General features: G+C 72.4%; 17 protein-coding genes. 12 read left to right on the forward strand and 5 right to left on the reverse strand.

The window, feature by feature from the left end:
* Positions 1–158: 158 nt before the first annotated feature.
* Positions 159–581 (reverse strand): hypothetical protein, encoded by a 423-nt coding sequence (locus tag ACZ418_RS05615; protein ID WP_468357360.1) that lies wholly within the window; start codon positions 579–581, stop codon positions 159–161.
* 547 nt (positions 582–1128) lie between these two features.
* On the opposite strand from ACZ418_RS05615, the gene ACZ418_RS05620 reads away from it, so the two are divergent.
* From ACZ418_RS05620 to ACZ418_RS05650, 7 genes are all read left to right on the forward strand, one after another.
* Positions 1129–4176, forward strand: a complete 3048-nt coding sequence (locus ACZ418_RS05620; RefSeq protein WP_468357363.1) for a protein kinase — start codon at positions 1129–1131, stop codon at positions 4174–4176.
* 149 nt (positions 4177–4325) lie between these two features.
* Complete coding sequence (locus tag ACZ418_RS05625) at positions 4326–6086, forward strand: serine/threonine-protein kinase (RefSeq protein WP_468357366.1); 1761 nt, start codon at positions 4326–4328, stop codon at positions 6084–6086.
* 116 nt (positions 6087–6202) lie between these two features.
* Positions 6203–8008 (forward strand): serine/threonine-protein kinase, encoded by a 1806-nt coding sequence (locus tag ACZ418_RS05630; RefSeq protein WP_468357369.1) that lies wholly within the window; start codon positions 6203–6205, stop codon positions 8006–8008.
* Positions 8009–8088: 80 nt separating this feature from the next.
* Positions 8089–9708, forward strand: coding sequence for a serine/threonine-protein kinase (locus tag ACZ418_RS05635; RefSeq protein ID WP_468357371.1), 1620 nt, complete (start codon positions 8089–8091; stop codon positions 9706–9708).
* A gap of 60 nt (positions 9709–9768) precedes the next feature.
* A complete protein-coding gene (locus ACZ418_RS05640; protein ID WP_468357374.1) occupies positions 9769–10635 on the forward strand; it encodes a serine/threonine-protein kinase in 867 nt (288 codons plus the stop codon).
* Between the two features lie 136 nt (positions 10636–10771).
* On the forward strand, positions 10772–12385 hold the full coding sequence (locus tag ACZ418_RS05645; RefSeq protein ID WP_468357377.1) for a succinic semialdehyde dehydrogenase: 1614 nt from the start codon (positions 10772–10774) through the stop codon (positions 12383–12385).
* 41 nt (positions 12386–12426) lie between these two features.
* A complete protein-coding gene (locus ACZ418_RS05650; protein WP_468357380.1) occupies positions 12427–14232 on the forward strand; it encodes a GMC family oxidoreductase N-terminal domain-containing protein in 1806 nt (601 codons plus the stop codon).
* A 66-nt stretch (positions 14233–14298) separates the two neighbouring features.
* Here ACZ418_RS05650 and ACZ418_RS05655 read toward each other — a convergent pair whose 3' ends face one another.
* Together ACZ418_RS05655 and ACZ418_RS05660 are read right to left on the reverse strand one after the other, a co-directional pair.
* On the reverse strand, positions 14299–15339 hold the full coding sequence (locus tag ACZ418_RS05655; RefSeq protein ID WP_468357383.1) for an LAETG motif-containing sortase-dependent surface protein: 1041 nt from the start codon (positions 15337–15339) through the stop codon (positions 14299–14301).
* 656 nt (positions 15340–15995) lie between these two features.
* Positions 15996–16274, reverse strand: coding sequence for a chorismate mutase (locus ACZ418_RS05660; RefSeq protein WP_468357386.1), 279 nt, complete (start codon positions 16272–16274; stop codon positions 15996–15998).
* Between the two features lie 284 nt (positions 16275–16558).
* Between ACZ418_RS05660 and guaA the strand changes: the two genes are divergently transcribed.
* Positions 16559–18139: a glutamine-hydrolyzing GMP synthase gene (gene guaA, locus ACZ418_RS05665; RefSeq protein ID WP_468357389.1), complete on the forward strand. Its 1581-nt coding sequence runs from the start codon at positions 16559–16561 to the stop codon at positions 18137–18139.
* A 3-nt stretch (positions 18140–18142) separates the two neighbouring features.
* Here the strand turns inward: guaA and ACZ418_RS05670 are convergent, their stop codons facing one another.
* Positions 18143–18607, reverse strand: a complete 465-nt coding sequence (locus ACZ418_RS05670; RefSeq protein WP_468358864.1) for a pyridoxamine 5'-phosphate oxidase family protein — start codon at positions 18605–18607, stop codon at positions 18143–18145.
* A 149-nt stretch (positions 18608–18756) separates the two neighbouring features.
* Between ACZ418_RS05670 and ACZ418_RS05675 the strand changes: the two genes are divergently transcribed.
* On the forward strand, positions 18757–19551 hold the full coding sequence (locus ACZ418_RS05675) for a class II aldolase/adducin family protein (RefSeq protein WP_468357392.1): 795 nt from the start codon (positions 18757–18759) through the stop codon (positions 19549–19551).
* A gap of 15 nt (positions 19552–19566) precedes the next feature.
* Here ACZ418_RS05675 and ACZ418_RS05680 read toward each other — a convergent pair whose 3' ends face one another.
* Complete coding sequence (locus ACZ418_RS05680) at positions 19567–20454, reverse strand: DUF4429 domain-containing protein (RefSeq protein WP_468357395.1); 888 nt, start codon at positions 20452–20454, stop codon at positions 19567–19569.
* A 190-nt stretch (positions 20455–20644) separates the two neighbouring features.
* On the opposite strand from ACZ418_RS05680, the gene ACZ418_RS05685 reads away from it, so the two are divergent.
* From ACZ418_RS05685 to ACZ418_RS05695, 3 genes are all read left to right on the forward strand, one after another.
* Positions 20645–21922, forward strand: a complete 1278-nt coding sequence (locus tag ACZ418_RS05685) for a hypothetical protein (RefSeq protein ID WP_468357398.1) — start codon at positions 20645–20647, stop codon at positions 21920–21922.
* A gap of 22 nt (positions 21923–21944) precedes the next feature.
* Positions 21945–22430, forward strand: a complete 486-nt coding sequence (locus ACZ418_RS05690; protein ID WP_468357401.1) for a hypothetical protein — start codon at positions 21945–21947, stop codon at positions 22428–22430.
* A 147-nt stretch (positions 22431–22577) separates the two neighbouring features.
* Positions 22578–23105 carry a DoxX family membrane protein gene (locus ACZ418_RS05695; protein ID WP_468357404.1) on the forward strand — a complete coding sequence of 176 codons (528 nt, stop codon included), beginning with the start codon at positions 22578–22580 and terminating at the stop codon, positions 23103–23105.
* Positions 23106–23131 lie beyond the last annotated feature (26 nt).

Here is a 23131-nt window from a genome sequence, read left to right on the forward strand (position 1 = left end):
TTGTGGAGGGGGAGGTGGTAGCGGGGGGGGGGGGGGGGGGGGGGGGGGGGAAAAGGGGGGGGGGGGGGGGAAGGGGGGGGAGGGGGGGGGGGGGGGGGGGGGGGGGGGTCCCCCCCCCCCCCGGACCCCGACTGCTAGAAAATCACAACCGGCAGGCGTCAGCCGTAGTACGAGCAAATGGACTGCGGAGGCGTGGCGAACTGTCCCTGGCCGCTGACCTGGATGAGGCCAGTGACGTTGACGCATCCGTCCATGAACGGAACGTTGTCGAAGTAGTGCCGGTAGGTGCCGCCGGCGGAAAGGCTGGAGTAGCTACCCGCCCAGATCGTCCCGCCCGGACTGGAGAAGCCGCCCTTGAGGGAAATGGTGCCACCCGAAAACTTGCTGTAGTCGACCTCGATCTTTCGGGTGTACGACCAACCGTCGGACGAGTGGTAAATCCGGACGCAGAGGTCACCGTTACTGAGCGAAGTGCACTCGTAACCGGTACCGCCCCAGGCGCTCGCCTCATTGGCGCCGAAGGTGAGAGGAAGGAGGGCCAAAGCGGCGCCGCTCGCCAGGAGTCGGAATATCTTCTTCACGAAGTCTCCATGATTAGGAATGCCCTGTGTTGGGCGTGCGAAACGGTACAGCGCCCGAAGGTGATCTTGCAAAAGAGCAGTGTGATGATTTCGGGCGGGTAATTCCGTGATGTCCTGTTCGCGGACGGTTTGGTTGAGTGCTTGGATGCTTGTTCATGCCATAGGCCTGACGGTGGTTCGTGTCATTTCTGCTTTATTACGGACGTGCGTGGACTGTCGGCCGTCATGCGGGGGGTGGTGCGGCTGCACGGGGAGGCCGCGCCGTGAGCAGGCATCGCCATGGACCCGCGGCAGGCGGCCGGCACGCCGGTCCGGACGGGCAACGGCGCGCTGCGCAAGCACACGTGGAAGACCCTCACGGCCTCCTTCGCACCCAAGTCGTAGACGACGGGCGCCGGTTTGGGGCGTGAGAATCCGTCATCCACTCGGTGCGGGTTGCCTCCGGCACGTATCGTGAATGGTTGCGGACCGTACGCAGCCGGAAGTGTGTGCGAAACGGGTCGTGAGGCGAACGGATGTGACCGACCGGGCGGCCGGGGGAGGCAAAGTGGACGACTATGCGGGTCGGGTGCTCGCCGACCGCTACCGCCTGCCGTTGCCGCCCTCCGACGAGTACGAACTCACCGAGACCCGCGCCTTCGACACCTACAGCGGCCAGGAAGTACTCGTCCGGCAGGTGCCGTTGCCGGAGGTCGTCGAAGCCGAGGTGCTCGACGCGGAGGGACTGCCCGAGGGCTTCACCGCACGTGAGCGCGGGGCCGGGGCCGCGGCCCGGCGGACCGCGGACGCCCGGACCGCCACCCGGCGGCCCGCCGACCCGGCCGTGCGGCGCGCCGTCGAGGCCGCGCAGGCGGCGGCCCGCATCCCCGACCACCCGCGCCTCGACCAGGTCTTCGACGTGTTCGCCGAGGGCGGTTCGCTGTGGATCGTCAGCGAGTTGGTGGCCGCGCGCCCGCTGGCCGCGCTGCTCGCCGAGCAGCCGCTGTCGCCGTACCGGGCGGCCGAAGTCGCGGCCGACGTGCTCATGGCGCTCCGGGTGCTGCACGGCCATGGCTGGGTGCACCGCAACATCACCGCGCGCACGGTGCTCGTCTGCGACGACGGCCGCGTGATGCTGACCGGCCTTGCCGTCGGCGCCGCGGAGGAGGCGTTGTGCGGGTACGACCCGGTGCCGGCCCGGGATGAGCTGGGAGAGGGTGCCGTCGGGGGAGCGGGGACGGAGACGGAGACGGCGGGTCCAGGCGCCGGTCCTGGGGCCGGTCCAGGGGTGGCGGTTCGGGCCGCCGACGGCTTGGGCGTTGCTTCTGGGGCGGGCGGTGGCTTGGGCGCTGCTCCGGGGCCGGGCGGTGGCCTGGGCGCTTCTCCCGGGCCTGGTGCCGGCGCGGGCGTTTCTCCGGGCCCGAGTGGAGGCTTGGGCGTTGCTCCTGGGGCGGGCGGTGGCCTGGATGGGTCTCCGGGGCCCGGTGCACCGGGAGCAGGCCGCGGTCCGGGTGGGGCTCCCTTCACCGGGGGCCGTGGGGATTCCTCCGGTTCCGGAGACCGGGCGAGCGGTGTGGCCGGCGGGGCGGTCGGAGCGGGCGGAGTGCCTTCCGCGGACGTCGACCCCGAGGCCGCGCGACGGGCCGCGATCCAGGCAAGGGCGGCCGGAGGGCTGCCGGTGCCGGGGGAGAACGGGGTGTCCGGCGGGGCCGGTTTGCCCGGCCCGGCGGGGCAACGGCCCCTGGAGAACGGGGCGGACGTCCGTGCCGCCCGCGCCGGGGCCATCGCCGCGTACCGCGCGGGTGCGCGTGCCGCCGCACGGGTGCAGGAGGCCCGGCAGAACGGGCGCGCCGCCCTGCCCGGGGCCCGGCCGCCCGCCGAGGGCGACGCCGGCGCCACCCGGGCCGACGGCACACCGCAGCCGCCGTACTCCGGCGGACCGGGCACCACGACCCCGCCCGGACGGATCGCCGATCCCTACGGAGTACAGGGCGCCCCCTGGCACGGCGCCGCACCGCGCCCCGCTGCCGGCGCTCCCTCCTCGGCCCTGAGCAGCGGCCCGCAACGGCCCGGCCTGCCCTCGGCGAACCCCCGCCCGTCCGTCCCGGGCCAGACCCCGGCGCCGTACCCTGCCACCACGTCCCGGACCCCCACCGACCCCACCCGCCAGGGCTCCGCCCTGCCCCCGTACGCCCCCGGTCCGGCCCGCCAAGGCCCGGACGCTCAGCCCTCGGACGCCACCGGCCTGGCCCACCGCGGCCCGGGCTCGCCGTCGCGCGCCCTCGGCCCCGCCCAACAGCACGGCGCCACCACCACCCCCGCCCACCCCCACTGGAACGCCCCCGGAGCGGCCGGTGGGCGGCGTGGGCCCGCGAGTGCCCTGGAGGCTGAGCGGGCGCGGCAGGTGCGGATGACCGTGGTGGGGCCGGTGACCGAGCGGTGGGCGCCGGAGCAGGCCGGGCCCGTGCACGAGAACTGGCAGCTGGCGGCACCGATCGGGCCGGCGACCGATCTGTGGGCGCTGGGCGCGTTGTTGTTCCGGGCCGTGCAGGGGCACGCGCCGTATCCGGAGGAGTCGACGGCCGAGCTGGTGCAGCTGGTGTGCGCCGAGCCGCCCGCCTTCGCCGAGGAGTGCGGCCCGCTCCGGCCGGTCGTGGAGTCGCTGCTGCGTCAGGACCCCACGGAGCGCCTGGACTTCGAGGAGCTGAACGGCTGGCTGCGCTCGCTGGTGCGCTCCGCGCCCGAGCCGGACGCCGGCACCCATGTCGTCACCGTGCCGCCCGCCGACCCGAGCCGGCTGCCGATCGTCCGGCGGCGCGGCGAGCTGGTGCGGATGCGGCGGCGGCGCGCCATGCTGCCCGACACCCATCCGCACGGCCGGCACAAGCGCGAACGGGCCCGGGAGGAGACGCGTTCGCCGCGCAGTCTCGGCCGGACCCTGCTTCTGCTGATCCTGCTCCTGCTGGCCGGCGCGATCGTGTACGCGATGCTGTTCATGCCCAAGCAGGGGGCGAGCGGGGCCGCGGGCAGCGATCGGACCCGCAGCGCGGGGGACGTCGGTGCCGCGCCCTCGGCCATCCGGCAGTCCCCCTCCGAGCAGGGCGGCAGCCCCTCCGCGTCCGCACCCGCCACCGAGCCGCAGACCGGCGGCGACCCGGCGGTCGCCGACGGCTTCACCCTGCGCAAGGATCCGGAGGGGTTCCAGATCGCCGTCGCCAAGGGCTGGGACCGCACCCCGAAGAACGGCAGCGGCCAGGTGGTGTACGCGCACGGGAACTTCGAGCTGATCGTCGTACCGGGCAGGGACAGCGCGTCGACGTACGGCAGCGACCCGATGACCTACCAACGGGACAAGGAGAGCGAGCTCCAGCCGTACCGCGACTCCAGCTGGGCCACGGCCACCGGTCTGCGAACCATCGAGGTGGGCGGGCGGACCATGGCCGAGGGGCAGTTCACCTGGACCGACGGCCAGGGCCGCGACCTGTTCGTGCGGAACATGGCGATCCTGCTGAACGGCCGCTACCACCTCATCCAGGTGCGCGGTCCGGAGGCCCAGCGGGACGCGGTGACCCGGCTGTACGAGCAGGCCACGGCGACGTACCGCTACACGCGTTGAGCGCCCCGTATACCGGTTGGCCCGTCCTGGACGGTTCGGGTGGCCACAAGCGTCACAGTGCTGTCACCTTGGTACCCCGCTGGTTCCCAGTTGGTTGACCGGTCCTTAGTCTGACCCTGTCAAGAGCATTGCGGGGCAACGTGAATCAGATGCAGGGCCTGCTCATAGCGGGCCGCTACCGGCTCGCCGATTCCATCGGCAGCGGCGGCATGGGCCGGGTGTGGCGCGCCCACGACGAGGTGTTGCACCGGACGGTCGCCGTCAAGGAGTTGACCGCGGCGCTCTACGTCTCCGACAGCGACCGGGCCGTGCTGCTCGCCCGGACCCGGGCCGAGGCCCGCGCCGCCGCGCGCATCAACCACTCCGCCGTCGTCACCGTGCACGACGTCCTCGAACACGACGGCCGTCCCTGGATCGTCATGGAGCTGGTCGAGGGCAACTCGCTGGCCGACGCGGTCAAGGAGCAGGGGCGGGTGGAGCCCGCGGAGGCCGCCCGTATCGGGCTGTGGGTGCTGCGGGCGCTGCGCGCCGCGCACTCCGCCGGGGTGCTGCACCGGGACGTCAAGCCCGGCAACGTCCTCCTCGGCCGGGACGGCCGGGTGCTGCTCACCGACTTCGGCATCGCCCAGATCGAGGGCGATTCCACCATCACCCGCACCGGCGAGGTCGTCGGCTCGGTCGACTATCTCGCGCCGGAGCGGGTGCGCGGCCACGACCCCGGCCCGTCCTCGGACCTGTGGGCGCTGGGAGCCACGCTGTACACGGCGGTCGAGGGCCGTTCGCCGTTCCGCCGCACCTCACCGCTGAGCACCATGCAGGCGGTCGTGGAGGAGGAGGCCGACGAGCCGCGCCACGCCGGTGCGCTCGGTCCCGTCATAGCCGCCATGCTGCGCAAGGAACCGGAACGCCGGCCGAGCGCGGAGGAGGCGGAGCAGATGCTCGCCGAGGCGGCGGAGGGCCGCCGCCCGCACACGGCCCAGGCGTTCATCCCGACCCAGGGCTGGGGCGTGCACATGGGTGGGCCGAACACCTCGGGTTACGCCTCCGGACCGACCGCGTCCGGTCACGGCACCACCGGACCCACTCCCGGCTACGACCCGACCGGACCCAACCCCGGCCACGGCCCCACGGGAACCACCCCGGGGTACGGCCCCGGAGTGCCTTCGGGACCGGGCCGTTCCATGACCGGGCCGACGGCCGTGGCACCCACGCCCCCGGGCCCGGCACCCGCACGTCCCCGGCCCCGCCGCCGGCTGCGCACCCTCGCCCTGGTCGTCGCCGTCGCTGCCGTGCTCGGCGGTGGCACCGCGGTGGCCTTCCAGGAGTGGGGCAGTGGCTCGGCGCAGAACACCGGGTCGAGCGGCGGTGCCGGCCCGGCCACGCCCTCGCCCTCGGCGAGCCGCAGCGCCGCGCCGCGCGGTGACGGAACCGTGCCCGCCAGCTGGCAGGTCTATCGTGACCCGCTCGGTTTCAGCCTCTCCCTGCCCAGAGGCTGGAAGCGGTCGGTCTACGAGCTCAAGGGCGGCCTCAAACAGATCGACTACAGCCCCGACGGCGGCTATCACTTCGTCCGTATCGCCATCAACAGCTCGCCCGACTTCGCCGACGCCTACCAGCACCAGGTGGATCTGGAACAGCAGTTGCAGCGACTCGTCAGATACAAGCGTGTCGCCCTGAAGCAGAACATCTACCGCGACCGCAGCGGCTCGCTGTGGGAGTACACCTGGTATGCGCTGAAGAAGGACTTGCCGCACATCGAAGGTCCGCGCCACGCGATCGAGGAGACGTACTACTCGCGTTCCGGCACCGAGTACGCCATCTACATGTCCACGCCGGAACAGGACTGGGCGAAGACCAGCAAGCAGTTCAAGTGGGTGCTGCAGAACTGGCAGGAGCCGGCCGCCGGCTGACGGCGGCCGATACGGCCGTACGACCGCCGATACGGCCGAAAATGGCTGGTCGATCGGCCCTGCTTGGCCGATCGGCGCCCCGGAGGGCACGGGTCCGGTGAGGCATGATGGGGCGCATGGGGACCGAGGGCGCCGACTTCCGGGTGATCGCGGGCCGTTACCGTCTGGAGGCACGCATCGGGCGCGGCGGCATGGGCGTCGTGTGGCGGGCCCACGACGAGGTGCTGGGCCGGCGTGTCGCGGTCAAGGAACTCCTCCCGGACGACTCCCTCTCCGAGGGCGACGCGCGGCGCCGCCGGGACCGTACGTTCCGTGAGGCACGGGCGGTCGCCCAGCTGCGGCATCCGCACATCATCGTCGTGCACGACGTGGTGGAACAGGACGAACGCCCCTACCTCGTCATGGAGTTGATCGACGGCGGCTCGCTCGCCGACCGCATTTCCCGGCAGGGCCCGGTCGACGCCGCCGAGGCCGCGCGGATCGGCATCGCGCTGCTCGGCGCGGTGCGCACCGCGCACGAAGCCGGGGTGCTGCACCGGGACATCAAGCCCGCGAACGTGCTGATCGAGTCCGGCACCGGCCGGATCGTGCTGACCGACTTCGGTATCGCGCAGGTCGAGGGCGCCACCACGCTCACCGAGACCGGCTCCTTCGTCGGCTCGCCCGAATACACCGCGCCGGAACGGATGTCGGGGCTGCGCACCGGCCCGGAGTCCGACCTGTGGTCGTTGGGCGCGCTGCTGTGCACGGTGCTCAGCGGCGAGTCGCCGTTCCGGCGCGACTCGCTCGGCGGCATCCTGCACGCCGTCGTCGCCGCCGAGATCCGGCCCCCCGCTGAGGCCGAGCCGCTGCTGCCGGTCGTACGGGGGCTGCTGGAGCGCGACCCGGACCGGCGGCTCGGCGCGGCCGAGGCCGAGCAGATGCTGCGGACGTACCTGGAGACGGGCCGGACCCCGGAGGCACCGGACACCTCGTCCGGCCCCACCGCCACCGGCCGCGCGCACCGGATCGGCGGGGGCTGGACCCCGCGGTCCGGTACCGCGGGGGGACGTACGGCGAAGTCCGGTACCGCAGGGGGACGTCCGGCGGGAGAGCGTACGGCGAAGTCGGATGCGGCGGGCAGCCGTGTGCCGGAGGCGGCCGCGCCGCACCCGCCGACCCAGCGGGACCTTCCGCACGGCGGGCCGCAGCCGCCCGCCACGGCCGAGCCGGCGGCGGAGCCCCAGGCCCGGCAGTCGTCCCCACGCGGGGTGCTGATCGCGGCCCTGCTGGTCGCCGCGCTGGCCGGAGCCGGTGTGTCGGCGGCGGCACTGCTGCTGCACCGGGACGAGGGCGGGGGCGGCGGCAGCCCCGGCGGTACGGCGAGCTCCCCGGCGACCGGGACCGCCACGGGCCCGACCTCGTCGCGGACCGCACCCCCGACACCCACCACCTCCGGCCCGGCGCCCACCACCCGGGGCTCGGCCGGCCCGCGCACCGCGCCCTCCGGCTACCGCACGGTCCGGGATGCGGCCGGCTTCTCCCTCGCCGTACCGGAGGACTTCACCCGCAGTCCGCAGGGCGAGCGCGTCTTCTACCTCTCACCCGGTGACACCTTCCGCCTCGGCGTCAAGATCGCCGATCCCCAACCGGGCGGTCCACAGGCGGTGATGGACCGCTCGGCCGCCAAGGGTCCGTCCACCAACCCCGGTTACCACGACGGCCGGGTCACCCCGACCACGCACGACGGACATCCGGGGGCGCTCTGGGAGTTCACCTGGAACGGCTTCAGCGCGGCGGAGGGGCCGCGCCACACCTACGACCTGTGCTGGGAGGAGGCCGGGCGGATGTACGACGTGTGGGTGTCGGCGCCGGTCGGCAAGGTGCGGGAGGCGAGGGAGTACTTCGACGTGGCGGTCGACACCTTCCGGGCGGGGTCCTGAACGGGCCGCTCGGTCACGGGTCTGTGACCGGTTCGCCTTCTGTGTGGCTGTGGCGGCCGATGGCGCGATATGGATGAGGCATGAGCAGTGACGGGGGAGTCGGCCACGGGACCGACGACACGACGAGTTTTGTTCTGCAACCGCCGCAACCGCATGCGCAACCGCAGCCGAACGCACAGCCGCACCCCATCCCGGCTCAGCAGCAGGATCCCGGCGCCGGGCGGCTCATCGCCGGCCGGTACCGGCTGCTCGGCAAGCTGGGCCATGGCGGGATGGGGACCGTGTGGCGGGCCCAGGACGAGACGGTGGACCGGGAGGTCGCCGTCAAGGAGCCCCGCGTACCGGACCACCTTCCCGAACGGGAACGTGCCAACGCCTTCGAGCGCATGCGCCGCGAGGCCCGCGCGGCGGCCCGTCTCGACCACCCGGCGGTGGTGAACGTCCACGATGTCGCGGTCGTCGAGGGCCGGCCCTGGATCGTGATGGAGCTGGTGCGCGGCCGCACCCTCGGCGATGTCCTGCGCGAGGGCACGCTGGACGCCCGCGAGGCCGCCCGGATCGGCCTGCAGGTGCTCGGCGCGCTGGAGGCGGCGCACGCGGCGGGCGTCCTGCACCGGGACGTCAAGCCCGACAACGTCCTGCTCGGCCGCTACGACCGGGTGGTGCTGACCGACTTCGGGATCGCGCAGATCGAGGGGGACACACGGCTCACGGACACCGGCGGTTTCGTCGGCTCGCCCGAGTACATCGCGCCGGAGCGGGTGCTGGGGCAGCGGCCCGGCCCGGCGAGCGACCTGTGGTCCCTGGGCGTGCTGCTCTACACGGCCACCGAGGGTGTCTCGCCGTTCCGCCGCAGCAACACCCCGGCCACCCTCCAGTCGGTCCTCAACTCCACCCCGGCGGCGCCCGCGTCCGCCTCCGGCCCGCTGGCCGAGGTCATCAACGGGCTGCTGCACAAGGACCCCGCGCACCGGCCGCAGGCGGACCGGGTACGGGCGCTGCTCCAGGAGGCGGTCAAGCCCCCGGCTCCGCAGGCCCCCACCCAGCCCGTCCAGGTGGTGGCCGCCACTGCCCCGGTCAGTCGCCTCGGCCGCAAGGCGTGGCCGGCCGCGGGCGCGGCGCTGATCGTGGCGGCGGTGGCGGCCTACCTGGTCCTGGCCGATCCCTTCGCGGGCCCGCTGCCCGGCGGCTGGACGAAGCACCCGGCCCCGAAGCTGGGCGCCACGCTCGCCGCCCCGGCGAGCTACAAGGAGGTCAGGCCGGGCAAGACCGACTCCGACCAGAACTGGGTGATGTACGAGGACTGGAGCGGCGGCGTCTGGATCACGTTGGAGCTGGCCAAGAAGTCGCAGGCCTCACTGGGCGAGATCAAGAACACCGCCCGGTCCCAGATGTACGCCGACGACGAGAAGTTCCGCGGCGACGGCGACTACTCCCTCGACATGCCCGGCGGCGCGCGGACACACCCGGACGACACCGCGACGTACCACGGCAAGGAGGCCGCGAAGAACACCGTCGTCTACCAGACCAACGACGGCGGCAACCCCAGCCCGCGCGAACTCCAGATCTTCTACTACCGCACGAGCGGCGGCGACCTGTACAAGCTCACCGTCGGCTACCCGAACAAGGGCGACTTCACCGCCCGCGGCCGGGACGTGGCCAAGGCGGCGATCGCGAACCTGGACATCAAGAAGCTGTGACGGACCGGTTTTCGGGGCCCGGCTTCGACAACGGCCTGGTGCTCGCGGTACTCATGTGACATGAGTGGAGACGGCGAACGCCCGCCCGACGCACGGCTGATCGGCGGCCGCTACCGGCTGGCCGGACGCCTCGGGGCCGGGCCCACCGGGACCGTCTGGCGGGCCGAGGATGAGACCGCGGGCCGGACGGTCGCCGTCAAGGAGCCTTTGCTGCCCGGCGATCCGGCCGACGACGAGGACAGCCGCCGTATCGCGCACCGGCTCTACCGGGAGGCCCGCGCCGCGGCCCGGGTGCGCCATCCCTCCGCCGTCACGGTGTACGACGTCGTGACCGAGGGCCACGTCCCCTGGATCGTCATGGAGTTGGTGGCGGGCGAGTCGTTGCAGGAGGCGCTGCGGCGCGGCCCCCTGCCGCCCGCCGAGGTCGCCCGGATCGGGCTCGCCGTCCTCGGCGCCCTGCGCGCCGCCCACGCCGTCGGCATCGTGCACCGGGACGTCAAACCGGCCAACGTCCTGCTGGAGTCCGGCACCGGGCGGGTGGTCGTCACCGACTTCGGGACCGGTGACGGGCATCCGGGGGACGCGCCGGCCGGTTTCATCGCCCCCGAGCGCGCCGCGGGCCCCGGCGCCGGCCCGGCCTCCGACCTGTGGTCCCTCGGTGCCCTGCTCCGCGCCGCCCTCGCGGACACGGACCCCGGGCCGCTGGCTCCCCTGCTGGACCGGCTGCACGCCGACGAGCCCGAGGCGCGCCCCGGCGCGGAGGAGGTCACGGCGGCCCTGCGGGAGTACCTCGGGCTCGCACCGGTGCCGGACTCGGTGCCCGAAGCCGTACCCGAGTCCCCCTCGCCCCGGCCCCCTGACCCCCCACGCCGCACCCCGCGCACCGCGCTGGGCCTGCTCCTCGCGAAAAAAGCGGGACTCGAATGATCCTTCTGCGCGCCACCGTGTCAACGCGCTGATCAGCACATTCTCTGCCAGTGATCACTGGCAGTGTGTGAGCACTCGGTGAATCCCCGTTACCGACGGGTACACAAAGCCTGTGCTCCGGCATACCCTGCGCGTCATGACGGACACGCAGGCCCCGGACAGCACCGGCACCAACCCCCTCGCGCCCGCCCCCGAGGGCGCGCGCACCGCCGCCGACGTGGTCACCCCGGAACTGGTGGCGCAGCTCACCAAGGGCGTCGCAGGCTCCGGCCGTACCGCCAACCACACCCCGTTCACCGGCGAGAAGCTGGCCGACCTGCCCGAGTCCACCCCCGCGGACGTCCTGAAGGCCTTCGAGGCCGCCCGCGCCGCACAGTCGGTGTGGGAGAAGACCCCGGTACGGCAGCGGGCCGCCGTCCTCCTGCGCTTCCACGACCTGGTGCTGGAGCGGCAGGCCGAGGTGCTCGACCTGATCCAGCTGGAGACCGGCAAGGCCCGGCTGCACGCGCACGAGGAGGTGCAGGCCGTCGCGGTCGCGGCCCGCCACTACGGCCGCAAGGCCCCCGCCTATCTGCGGCCCAAGCGGCACACCGGCGCCGTCCCCACGCTCACCAGGGTCACCGAACTGCGCCACCCGCGCGGCGTCGTGGGCCAGATCGCCCCCTGGAACTACCCCCTGGAGCTGTCCGTCGGAGACGCGCTGCCCGCCTTCGTCGCCGGCAACGCGGTCGTGATGAAGCCGGACACCGAGACCTGCCTCACCGCCCTGTGGGCGCGCGACCTGCTGATCGAGGCCGGGCTGCCCGAGGGCGTCTTCCAGGTCGTGCTCGGCGAGGGCCCGGTCGTCGGCCCGGAGGTCGTCCGGCACGCCGACTACGTCTCCTTCACCGGCTCCACCCGCACCGGCCGCGAGGTGGCCCAGGGCGCCGCCGCCCGCCTCGTCGGCGTCTCCCTCGAACTGGGCGGCAAGAACGCCATGCTGGTGCTGGACGACGCCGACATCGAGAAGGCCGCCGCCGGCGCCGTCCGCGCCTGCTTCTCCTCCGCCGGGCAGCTCTGCATCTCCATCGAGCGCCTGTACGTCCACGAGTCGGTCGCCGACGCCTTCCTGGAGCGCTTCGCCGCCCGCACGAAGGCCATGCGGCTCGGCAACTCCCTCGCCTACGGCGCCGACATGGGCTCGCTGGTCGGCGAGCGCCAGCTGAAGACCGTGCAGCGGCATGTCGAGGAGGCCGTGGCGAAGGGCGCGAAGGTGATCGCGGGCGGGGTCGCCCGTCCGGACATCGGCCCGTACTTCTTCGAGCCGACCATCCTCGACGGCGTCGAGGACTCCATGGCCGTGTGCGAGGAGGAGACCTTCGGCCCGGTCGTCTCCATCTACCGGTTCAAGAGCGACGAGGAGGCGATCGAGCACGCCAACGCCACGCCGTACGGCCTGAACTCCTCCGTCTGGACGAAGAGCGCGGGACGTGGCCGCGAGGTCGCCGCCCGCCTGCGCACCGGCACGGTCAACGTCAACGAGGGCTACGCACCCGCCTACGGCAGCGTCCAGTCCCCGATGGGCGGCATGAAGGACTCCGGCCTCGGCCGGCGCCACGGCTCCGAGGGCATCCTCAAGTACACCGAGGCCCAGACGGTGGCCCAGCAGCGGTTGCTGCCGATGGCGCCGTCGCTGGGCATGACGGACGAGGGGTACGCCCGGTTCATGAGCACGAGTCTGCGGCTCATGAAGGCATTCCGGTTCCGCTAGAAGCATCGTTCGTCAACACCCGTTCTCGACGAGGAGAGCACGTGTCGCAGGAGAAGTCTGTCCAGACCCGGGACGAGGACGGGTACGACTACGACGTCATCGTGGTCGGATCGGGGTTCGGCGGTTCGGTGTCCGCCCTCCGCCTGACCGAGAAGGGGTACCGGGTCGGTGTGCTCGAAGCCGGCCGCCGCTTCACCCGGGACTCCCTGCCGAAGAACTCCTGGGACCTCAAGAACTACCTCTGGGCCCCGAAACTCGGCATGTTCGGCATCCAGCGCATCCATCTGCTGGGCAACGTCATGGTGCTGGCCGGCGCGGGCGTCGGCGGCGGCTCGCTCAACTACGCCAACACCCTCTACGTACCGCCGAAGGCCTTCTTCGAGGACCCCCAGTGGCGGGACATCACCGACTGGCAGGAGGAGTTGAAGCCGTACTACGACCAGGCCCAGCGCATGCTCGGCGTACGGCTCAACCCGACGATGACCCCCTCCGACGTGCATCTGAAGGCGGCGGCGCAGCGGATGGGCGTCGGCGACACCTTCCACCTCGCGCCGGTCGGCGTGTTCTTCGGCGACGGCAAGGACGCGGACGGCAAGGCGAAGGTACGGCCGGGCGAGCAGGTGAACGACCCGTACTTCGGCGGCGCCGGTCCGTCCCGCAACGCCTGCACCGAGTGCGGCGAGTGCATGACCGGCTGCCGGCACGGCGCGAAGAACACCCTGAACGAGAACTACCTCCATCTCGCCGAGAAGGCGGGCGCGGTGGTCCACCCCATGACGACCGTCGTGTCCGTGACGGACGACTCGCGCGGCGGCTACGCGGTGGCGACCCTGCCGACGGACCGCAAGAAGAAGGGCGAGGGCCGGCTCTTCACCGCGCGCCGGGTCGTCCTCGCGGCCGGCACCTACGGCACGCAGACCCTGCTGCACCGGATGAAGGCCGGCGGCCAGCTGCCGTATCTCTCCGCCCGGCTCGGCGACCTGACCCGCACCAACTCCGAGGCGCTGGTGGGCGCGCAGACCGACAACCGCCGCTACCGCAAGGCGACCGGAGAGCCGAGGGCCGACTTCACGCGGGGTGTCGCCATCACGTCCTCCATCCACCCCGACGAGAACACCCACATCGAGCCGGTCCGCTACGGCAAGGGCTCCAACTCGATGGGCGGCCTGTCGATCCTCCAGGTGCCCTACGCCGAGGGCTCCTCCCGCGCGCTGGCCTGGCTGGCGAACGCGGCTCGGCACCCGCTCCTGGTCCTGCGCTCCCTGTCCAACCGGCGCTGGTCGGAACGGACCATCATCGGCCTGGTCATGCAGTCGCTGGACAACTCCCTGACGACGTACCTGAAACCGGACGGCGTCGGCAAGGGCCTGCTGACCGCCCGCCAGGGCCACGGCGCCCCCAACCCCAAGCAGATCAAGGCCGCCACGGAGGCCGCCTCCGCGCTCGCCGCCGAGATCAACGGCTTCGCCGGCAGCAACGTCGGCGAGCTGATGGGCACCCCGCTCACCGCGCACTTCCTCGGCGGCTGCCCCATCGGCGACTCCGCCGAGACCGGCGTGATCGACCCCTACCACCGCCTCTACGGCCACCCGGGCATCTCCGTCGTGGACGGCGCCGCGGTCTCGGCGAACCTGGGCGTGAACCCGTCGCTGACGATCACCGCGCAGGCCGAGCGCGCGATGTCCTTCTGGCCGAACAAGGGTGCGGAGGACCCGCGTCCGGCGCAGGGTGCGGCGTACGAGCGGCTGAAGCCGGTGGAGCCGCAGGCCCCGGCGGTTCCCGCGGAGGCGTTCGGCGCGCTGCGCCTGCCCTTCCTGGGGATGCCGGCCATGCCGCCGAAGCAGTAGCGGGGGTATGCCGAAGGGGCCTGCACCCCCCTCCTGGCGCAGGCCCCTTCGGTGGTGCGACCGCGCTTACGCGGCTGCGTCCGAACCGGCGCCCTTGCGGCGGCGGACGGCGAACACCGCTCCGGCGCCGGCGACGACGGCGACACCGCCGACCAGACCGATGGTCGGCAGCATGGAGCTGGAACCGGTCTCGGCGAGCGAGCCGGTGACGTCCTGGGTGTTGCTCTTGCTCGGCTTCTGGGTGGGAACCGGGACCTGGCCGCCCTCCTGGGGCTTCGTCCCGCCCGTGTCGGTGCCGGCCTTGACGATCTTGATCAGGTAGCTGGCCTGGTCCGAGCCGATGCAGTTCTCCTCGTCGTCGAAGTACATCCCGCCGCCGATGGTCAGGCCCTCACCGACCGGGGCGTTGGCCTTGACGTTCAGCCGGAGCTGGTAGTTCACCGTCTGGCCGGCCTTGATGTCGGCGAGGTCGAGGTAGCCGTTGGAGTGGCCGGCGCCGTCCTCGACGTCGTACCAGGCTCCGTCGTACTTCACCTGGAGCTGGACCTGGCTGGTCTTGAACGCGTACTGGGCGTTCGGGTCGCTCGGGCCGACGCCCGCGTAGAAGATGACGTCCTTGAGGTCGGCCGACGTCGGGTTCTTGACGCTGAGCGTGAAGGGGTGCCAGCCGCTGCCCACGGCGATCTCGCCCGGCAGACCGCTGAGCGAGGTGTGGATCTTGGACTTGTAGTGGGCGTCGTCCTCCTCGCAGACCCCGGACGGCGTGGTCGGCTCGTCGCTGGGCTCGGCGCTCTCGCTGGGCGAGGCGGACGCGGAAGCGGAGGCGGACGCGGAGGCCGACTCGGACGCGGAGGCGGACGCCGACGCCGACGTGCTCGCGCTCGCCGAGTCGGAGGCGGACGGGCCGTCCGACGTCTGGTCGGCGGGCGAGCTCTCGTCGGCGGCCGGGCCGGTGCTCGCGTCTGCCGCGGGGGTCGTCTCGGCCGAGGTCGAGCTGACCGAGGCGCTCGGGGACTCGTCGGCGAACGCGGCAGGGGCACAGACCAGGGCGAGCGGCGCGAGGGCAGCCGTCGCGGCCGCGGTCATCATGGCGCGGCGAAGCTTCATTGAGGACCTCTTGTGGGGCTCGCGTGCCGCCGCGCGGCAGCACGTGTTCGGAGGCCTCCGTGTGTGGGGCACGGGCATGGCCGTTGGTTGCACAGGTGAGACCCGTGACCCGTGAGGAGGGTTGTGTGCCGGCCTGGCGAAGGCTGTGTGATGCGAGTCACATTCGGCCGGGGTAGGCGAAGGGCCCCGCGGGACGGAGAGACCGCGGGGCCCTTCTTCCGGTCAGCACCGACGTCAGGGCTGCGCCGGTGCCCGGGGCGGCGCCGGGGGGTTGCGCCGCTGGTTCTTTGGTCCTGCCTCCGAGAGGCGGACGGTGTGCAGCAATGCCGTGGTCGGCGCGGGGACGTGGCAGATGACCCGGCACTGGTGCGCATGTGCAGTTTTCCGCCGGCCGGCCCCGGGCGTCCCCGGAGCCGGCCGTTCTCTTGGGTGACCGGGCTGCTGTCCCCTGCCGTCCGGTCACCTCCCTGGAACGAGGTCCCACGGCTTACGGCACGACCCGTACGCCTCATCGCTCCAGCGAGCCACGCGTGGTTCTGTCGGGCCCGCCCCTGGCTGGCACGGACACCTCGCTCAACGAAGCGCCGCGCGAGCCGGTCACGCGCCGTACGGGTGAGACGGCGTTCGCACTCACGTACGGCACCCTGCGGCGTCGCTCAGACGCGGCCCCGGCACAGCTCCAGCAGGGTCATGGCGAGGCCGGTGCCCGGCTTGCCGAGGGCCTCGCGGTAGCGGCCGAGGATCTCCATCTCGCGGGAGAGGTGCACCCGGCGTCCGCCGGAGGCGATGCGGGTCTGCTGGACGACGGCGGAGACGGCCATCCGCTCCTGGATGAGACCGATGATCCGGTCGTCGAGCACGTCGATGCGCTCACGGGCGTCGGCGATGGTCTGTTCCGGGGTCGAGGTGGTCTCTTCCGGGGTGGTGACGGTCATGTCGGGGGCTCCTGGTGAAGGTGGCTGGGACGCCCCGGAACGGCAGGACCCGGAAACGACAGGCGCCCCGGGCCTTGTCGGCCCGGGGCGCCTGGGAAGTCGCTTGGCGGTTCGCTCAAGCAGCACGACCATGGCAGCCGGCGGGCCGGGTGCCATAGGTAAAGACGAAGGTCGAGTGCTTGAGCATGGGGTCAGTATGCCATGGCTGCGTCCAGGGGAAGCCTCCACGTCCACCCCGTTAGACTCGTTAGCACAGCCCCCGCCCGACCACCAGAAGGCACCCCGTGTCATCAGCGACTTCCACCGCCGCCACCCCGGACACCGTCCTGGTCGTCGACTTCGGCGCGCAGTACGCCCAGCTCATCGCCCGTCGCGTCCGCGAGGCCCGGGTCTACAGCGAGATCGTGCCGAGCACCATGCCGGTGAAGGAGATGCTCGCCAAGAACCCCGCGGCGATCATCCTCTCCGGCGGCCCCTCCTCGGTGTACGAGGAAGGCGCCCCCCGCCTGGACCGCGAGATCTTCGAGGCCGGCGTCCCCGTCTTCGGCATGTGCTACGGCTTCCAGCTGATGGCCCAGGCCCTCGGCGGCACCGTCGACAACTCCGGCGCCCGCGAGTACGGCCGTACCGACCTGCATGTCTCCAGGACGTCCTCCACCCTCTTCGAGGGCACCCCGGACGAGCAGCACGTGTGGATGTCGCACGGCGACGCCTGCTCCGCCGCCCCCGAGGGCTTCACCGTGACCGCGTCCACGGACGTCGTCCCGGTCGCCGCGTTCGAGAACGACGAGAAGAAGCTCTACGGCGTCCAGTACCACCCCGAGGTCATGCACTCCACGCACGGCCAGCAGGTGCTGGAGCACTTCCTCTACCGCGGCGCGGGTCTGCAGCCGAACTGGACCACCGGCAATGTGATCGAGGAGCAGGTCGCGGCGATCCGCGAGCAGGTCGGCGACAAGCGCGCCATCTGCGGTCTGTCCGGCGGCGTGGACTCCGCCGTCGCCGCCGCCCTCGTCGCGCGGGCCATCGGCGACCAGCTGACCTGCGTGTACGTCGACCACGGCCTGATGCGCAAGGGCGAGACCGAGCAGGTCGAGAAGGACTTCGTGGCCGCGACCGGCGTCAAGCTGGTCGTCGTGGACGCCGAGGAGCGCTTCCTGACCGCGCTCAAGGGCGTCTCGGACCCCGAGGAGAAGCGCAAGATCATCGGCCGTGAGTTCATCCGCGTCTTCGAGCAGGCGCAGGCCGACATCATCGCCGACGAGGGCCCGGCCGTGGAGTTCCTGGTCCAGGGCACCCTGTACCCGGACGTGGTCGAGTCCGGCGGCGGCACCGGCACCGCCAACATCAAGTCGCACCACAACGTCGGCGGCCTGCCCGAGGACCTCGAGTTCCAGCTGATCGAGCCGCTGCGCAAGCTGTTCAAGGACGAGGTCCGCATGGTCGGCCAGGAGCTGGGCCTGCCGGAGGAGATCGTCCAGCGCCAGCCGTTCCCGGGCCCCGGTCTCGGCATCCGCATCGTCGGCGAGGTCACCAAGGAGCGCCTGGACCTGCTGCGCGACGCCGACGCGATCGCCCGCGAGGAACTGACCGCGGCCGGCCTCGACCGGGACATCTGGCAGTGCCCGGTAGTCCTGCTCGCCGACGTCCGCAGCGTGGGCGTCCAGGGCGACGGCCGCACCTACGGCCACCCGATCGTGCTGCGCCCGGTGTCCTCCGAGGACGCCATGACCGCCGACTGGTCCCGGCTGCCGTACGACGTCCTGGCCCGCATCTCGACCCGGATCACCAACGAGGTCCGGGACGTCAACCGGGTCGTCCTCGACGTCACCTCCAAGCCGCCGGGCACCATCGAGTGGGAGTAGGCCCTAGGCGCGCTTGAACGTGCGCAAGGGCGTACCGGGCTTCCAGACCTGGACGACGAGGTACTTCCCGTCCTCGACGTAGGTCCTTACGACCTCCGTCAGCTCGGTGCGGAAGAGGTGGAACGGCTGCGGCGGGTCCACCTCTTTCGCGTACGAGGACTTCCGCCCGTCCCCGACCTCGTACGCCCGTCCCGCGATCCGTACGTCCCCGCCGCCCATCTCCGTGCCCTCGCCCGGGTTCGCCTGGAGCGCGAAGCGCGGATCGCGGCGCAGGTCGAGGGCTTTCAGCGAGCCCGCCATCATGCCGAGCCACAGCTCACCGGCGCGGAAGTCGGCCTCCAGGCCACAGGTGCGCGGCGCGCCGTCCTTGCGGAGGGTGGCGAGGACATGGTGACGGAAGGCACGGAAACGCTGTTCGACGGTCGTCGCCAGCTCGGGTTCGGCGGCGGTGAAGGCCGCCCAGCTCATACGGGACATGCACGCCAGTCTCACCGGCAAACCGGACATCCTCTGTCGTGTTTCCGCCGCGTACGTCATCTTTACAAAACAGCTCTGCCCTTTTGCGCTGACCGCCGGTAACTTCCGGCGCATACCGCAATCCCAGCGCTGGAGGACCTATGCACGGGCCCACCCCGCCGCTGCCGCTGCCCACCGACCAGCTGCAGTTCGCCATGCCGCCGATGTTCGACTCGGTCGAGGACGAGCGCCGGCACCGCAAGGAGCGGCTCACCGGTGCCCTGCGGATCTTCGGGCGGGCCGGACTGGAGGACGGGGTCTCCGGGCACATCACCGCCCGCGACCCGGAGTTCACCGACTGCTTCTGGGTCAACCCCTTCGGGATGCCGTTCAAGCACGTCACGGTCAGCGATCTCGTCCTCGCCAACCAGGACGGGCAGGTCGTCGAGGGCCGCTACCACGTCAACCAGGCCGCGTTCACCGTGCACGCCCAGGTCCACGCCGCCCGCCCGGACGTCGTCGCCGTCGCCCACTGCCACTCCGTGCACGGCCGCGCCCTCGCCGCGCTCGGCGAGCTGATCGACCCCATCACCCAGGAGAGCTGCGCCTTCTACGAGGACGTGGCCCTCTACGACGCCTACAGCGGCGTCACCGTCGACATCGAGGAAGGCCGCCGGATCGCCGGGGCCCTCGGCTCCCGCAAGGCGCTCGTGCTGCGTAACCACGGACTGCTCACCGTCGGTGACTCGGTGGACGCCGCCGCCTGGTGGTTTTTGTCCATGGAACGGTCCTGCCAGGTGCAGCTGACGGCGAAGGCGGCCGGCCGCCCGGTCCTCATCGACCACAAGCTGGCCGTCGCCACCCGCGAACAGCTCGGCGGCGACCTGGTGGCCTGGATCAACTACCAGCCCCTGTGGCAGGACATCAGCCGCAGCGAGCCCGACCTGCTGAGCTGAACCCGCCGGGCACGCTCAGCCGAACCCCCTGAGCACCGCCGCCTTGGTCATCGCGAACTCCTCGTCCGTGAGCACCCCGTCCCGGTGCAGCTCACCCAACTCCCGCAGCCGGCGCAGCAGTACGTCATGGTGGTCGGCCCGCCCGGGTACGGCCGCCGGCTGCCGGTCCCGGCCGTCGTACCCGGCACCCGTGCGGGTGGAGGGATGCGGCAGCCGGGCGGTGACGGCCGTCGCGACCAGCGCGGTCAGCAGATCGCGCCGCACGCTGCCCCACAGGTCCAGGGTGTAGGGGTCCCGCTCGGGCGGCAGCTTGGAGAACACCGTCTCGGGGGTCACGAACCGCAGGAAGCCGTCCTCGTAGCCCGAGTTGGGCAGCCACTCCACCTGCACCAGGTCGCCGAGGGCGATGATCCGCGGGCCGGTCGCGCGTTTGACCCGGTCGGAGGTGTCGGCCCAGTCGATGCGCACCTGCGTGCCGTCGAAGGAGACCGTGCCGTCGGAGGACCGCACGGACACCGGCACCGGCGGGCCCGGCAGCAGATAGGCGGTCGTGGGCTCCTTGGGGATCCGGTCCAGGAGCAGGGCGTGCCGGATCTCCTCCGCGACGTACTCCGCGACCCCGCCGCGGTCCGCGTCCACCGTCAGCCGGTAGGGGTCGGCCGCATCCGGCAGCCGCCCGCCCGTCGCCTGCAACAGCGGATCGGCGCCCTCGCGCAGCCGCATCCGCAGCCGGCCACGCTTGCGCTCGGGCTCCCAGACCACGTCCGAGACCGCCTCCAGCGGCACGGAGACCTCCCCGTACGTCTGCCGGAACAGCGGCACGCAACGGTGCAGTCCCGGGGTGATCCGGATCGTGCTGCCGTCGAAGGCCCAGGTCCCGTCCCGCTGGATGATCTCGGCCATACGGAAATTCTCGCAGCCGGGTCAACACGGCGGCTCGCACTTCACCCGCCGCGCCCCGGCCCGAGGACCCGGCACGGCCCGGCGTAGGGCACAATTCGCTGTCGACACAGGGCAGTTGCGCGGGGGTGAGGCCTTCCATCGAGGGCCCGCCGGACGTGCCGGAAGGTCGTGGGGAAGGCGGGCGCCGGTCGTGGCGGTGCAGGAGGCGAGACAGGGCACGGGTGCCGTGGGCCACGAGGGCGGCTGCACCTGCGGGGACTGCCCGCACGGCGCCCGGGAGGGACACCGGCGGGCCGTCGCCGCCTTCCTTCGCCGGCGTGACGAGTTCGCGGCCGGACAGGGCCTGCCGGCGGCCGTGGCGCACTCGGCCTCGGCCTCCCGCCAGTGGGTCTCCGAGGAACTGACCCAGCGGGCCGACGCCGTCGCCGCACGCGGCCGCGCCGAGGGCGAGGCCCGGCTCGCCCGGCTGTGGCTGCGGACGGTGTGCGTCGTGTGGGGCGCGGTGCTCGCACTGCTGCTCGGCGCGGCGCTCACCGCGGTCGGCGCGGGCTGGACCGGCGCCCGCACCGCGGCCCTGGCCGCCGCCCTCGTCGTCGCCGGTGTGCTCAGCGCCGCCTCCTGGCTGCACCGGGCGCGCGGCGGCACGCTGGCCCCGGTGATCGGCGAGGACAACCGGATGTCCACCTCCCGCACGGTCGCCGCCTGCTGGGTGCTGTTCGTCGGCTACGCCGTCCTGCTGCTGGCCGCCCGCCTGGCCGCCGCCTCCGACCACGCCGAACGCGACGCGCTGATCTCGGGCCTCGACCTCGCGCGTGGCGCGGGCGTGGTGACCGTCCTCGCCGTGGTGTGCGGCATCGCCGTCCTGGTCCGCCGGGTGGTCGGCCTGCGCATCCTCGCGCAACGGCTGCAGAAGGTGCCGGCGCACCGGCCGCGAGCCGCCGATCTGCTCACCGACGACTCCGGCCGGGGCGCCTTCACCGACATCCAGTACCTCGCCATCAGCGCCGTGGCCCTGCTGTTCGCCGCCGTACGGCTGGCCCGCCGCCCCGACCAGCTGCCCGACCTGCCCTGGGGCCTGGGCGTGGTGGTGCTGATCTCGGCCGTGACCTACCTGGCCGGCAAGTACGCCGAGGGCGGCCGCCCGGTCGTCCTCTCCGTGGTCCGCGCCCGTGAACCCGGTGACCTGGACGGGCCGATCCGCACCGGCGACGACATCGAGATCCGTGGCGCCGGTTTCGTGCCGCCCGGCGCCCAGAGTGCCGACCGGCTCTCCCGGATGGTGGTCCGCATCGGCAGCGTCGACGTGCACGTGCCGCTGGTCCCCGTCACCGGCGGCTTCAGCAACCCCACCGACAGCGTCCTGACCGTGCCCGTACCGGCCGATGTCGAGCCCGGGGCGGTGGAGGTGCAGGTGGTCACCGCCGCCGGGGTGGCGACCAACCGCTGTATCGTCCAGATCACCGAGTGAGCGGCGGGGGAGCGGCGGACCCATGAGCGAGAACATCCTGTCGGTGATACCGACCGACCCGCACTGGCAGCCGGCACCGGACGCCGGGAAGCGTGCCGCGGCCCTGGTCCTGGAACTGGTCTCCGGCTCCCCCGACGACGACGCCGACCCCGACGATGTCGAACTGGACGTCGACTGGTACGAGGCGATCAACGCCGTCGACTGCGGCTCGAACCTGGTGAGCATCCGCTGCCCGCACTGCGCCGGCCCCATCGACCCCGAGTGGTACCGGGACCTGCTCGACGCGTACGACGAACAGGGCGACGGACTGCCCACCCTCGACCTCACCACCCCCTGCTGCACCACCGCCACCTCCCTGGACCGACTGGACTACGACTGGCCGTGCGGGTTCGCCCGCTTCGAGATCGCCGCCTGGAACCCGCAGCGCTCCCTGCTCACCCCCGAGGAACTCGCCACGGTCGCCCGGGTCCTCGGCCATCCCGTGCGGCAGATCCTGGCCCGCATCTGAACGAGGTCCGGCGGGCCCGTGCCGGCCTCCCCGCCACGAGGGGCCGAAATCCGGAAAAACATCCGAGTTGGGATTGAACTGCGTCCTCTTGTCATACGTATGGTCAAGTGAGGGGCGGGACGGCGGGCGAGAGGGCGGTTTGCGACGATGACTCACGGCATTCGGACGGACACGCACATGAACCAGCTCAACGGCCTCGGCTGGCGGGACACCGCCGCCCACTACGCCCTGCTGCCGTTGCGCATCTTCCTCGGCGTCACCTTCATCTACGCCAGCCTGGACAAGCTCACCAACAGCTCCTTCCTGAAGTCCGGCGGAGCCGGATCCATCGGTGACACCATGCGCTCGGCCCGCCCTTCCGCCGCCATCCCGGCCCTGGTCGACCTGGCCCTGAAGTCCCCGGTCGGCTTCGGCTACGCCATCGCCCTCGGTGAACTGGCCGTCGGCATCGGCACCCTGCTCGGTCTGCTCGCCCGGCTGGCCGCGCTCGGCGGCGCGCTGATCTCGTTCAGCCTGTGGATGACGGTGAGCTGGTCGACGACCCCCTACTACTACGGCAACGACCTCGCCTACTTCATGGCCTGGATCCCCCTGATCCTCGCCGGTGCCCCCTACCTGTCCGTCGACTCGGCCTGGCGAGCCCGCCGCCGACAGCGACTGGGCGGCTACCGCTGAGCACTCCGCTGACAGCACGGTGAGGA

Source organism: Streptomyces sp. NPDC030820, assembly GCF_055572075.1.

Coding starts and splice junctions, on each gene's coding strand:
- ACZ418_RS05680 (WP_468357395.1), bottom strand. CDS start 20,454: ATGGCCGAGATCATCCAGCGGGACGGGACCTGGGCCTTCGACGGCAGC.
- ACZ418_RS05695 (WP_468357404.1), top strand. CDS start 22,578: ATGACTCACGGCATTCGGACGGACACGCACATGAACCAGCTCAACGGC.
- ACZ418_RS05690 (WP_468357401.1), top strand. CDS start 21,945: ATGAGCGAGAACATCCTGTCGGTGATACCGACCGACCCGCACTGGCAG.
- ACZ418_RS05625 (WP_468357366.1), top strand. CDS start 4,326: ATGCAGGGCCTGCTCATAGCGGGCCGCTACCGGCTCGCCGATTCCATC.
- ACZ418_RS05655 (WP_468357383.1), bottom strand. CDS start 15,339: ATGAAGCTTCGCCGCGCCATGATGACCGCGGCCGCGACGGCTGCCCTC.
- ACZ418_RS05640 (WP_468357374.1), top strand. CDS start 9,769: ATGAGTGGAGACGGCGAACGCCCGCCCGACGCACGGCTGATCGGCGGC.
- ACZ418_RS05675 (WP_468357392.1), top strand. CDS start 18,757: ATGCACGGGCCCACCCCGCCGCTGCCGCTGCCCACCGACCAGCTGCAG.
- ACZ418_RS05660 (WP_468357386.1), bottom strand. CDS start 16,274: ATGACCGTCACCACCCCGGAAGAGACCACCTCGACCCCGGAACAGACC.
- ACZ418_RS05645 (WP_468357377.1), top strand. CDS start 10,772: ATGACGGACACGCAGGCCCCGGACAGCACCGGCACCAACCCCCTCGCG.
- ACZ418_RS05630 (WP_468357369.1), top strand. CDS start 6,203: ATGGGGACCGAGGGCGCCGACTTCCGGGTGATCGCGGGCCGTTACCGT.
- ACZ418_RS05635 (WP_468357371.1), top strand. CDS start 8,089: ATGAGCAGTGACGGGGGAGTCGGCCACGGGACCGACGACACGACGAGT.
- ACZ418_RS05670 (WP_468358864.1), bottom strand. CDS start 18,607: ATGAGCTGGGCGGCCTTCACCGCCGCCGAACCCGAGCTGGCGACGACC.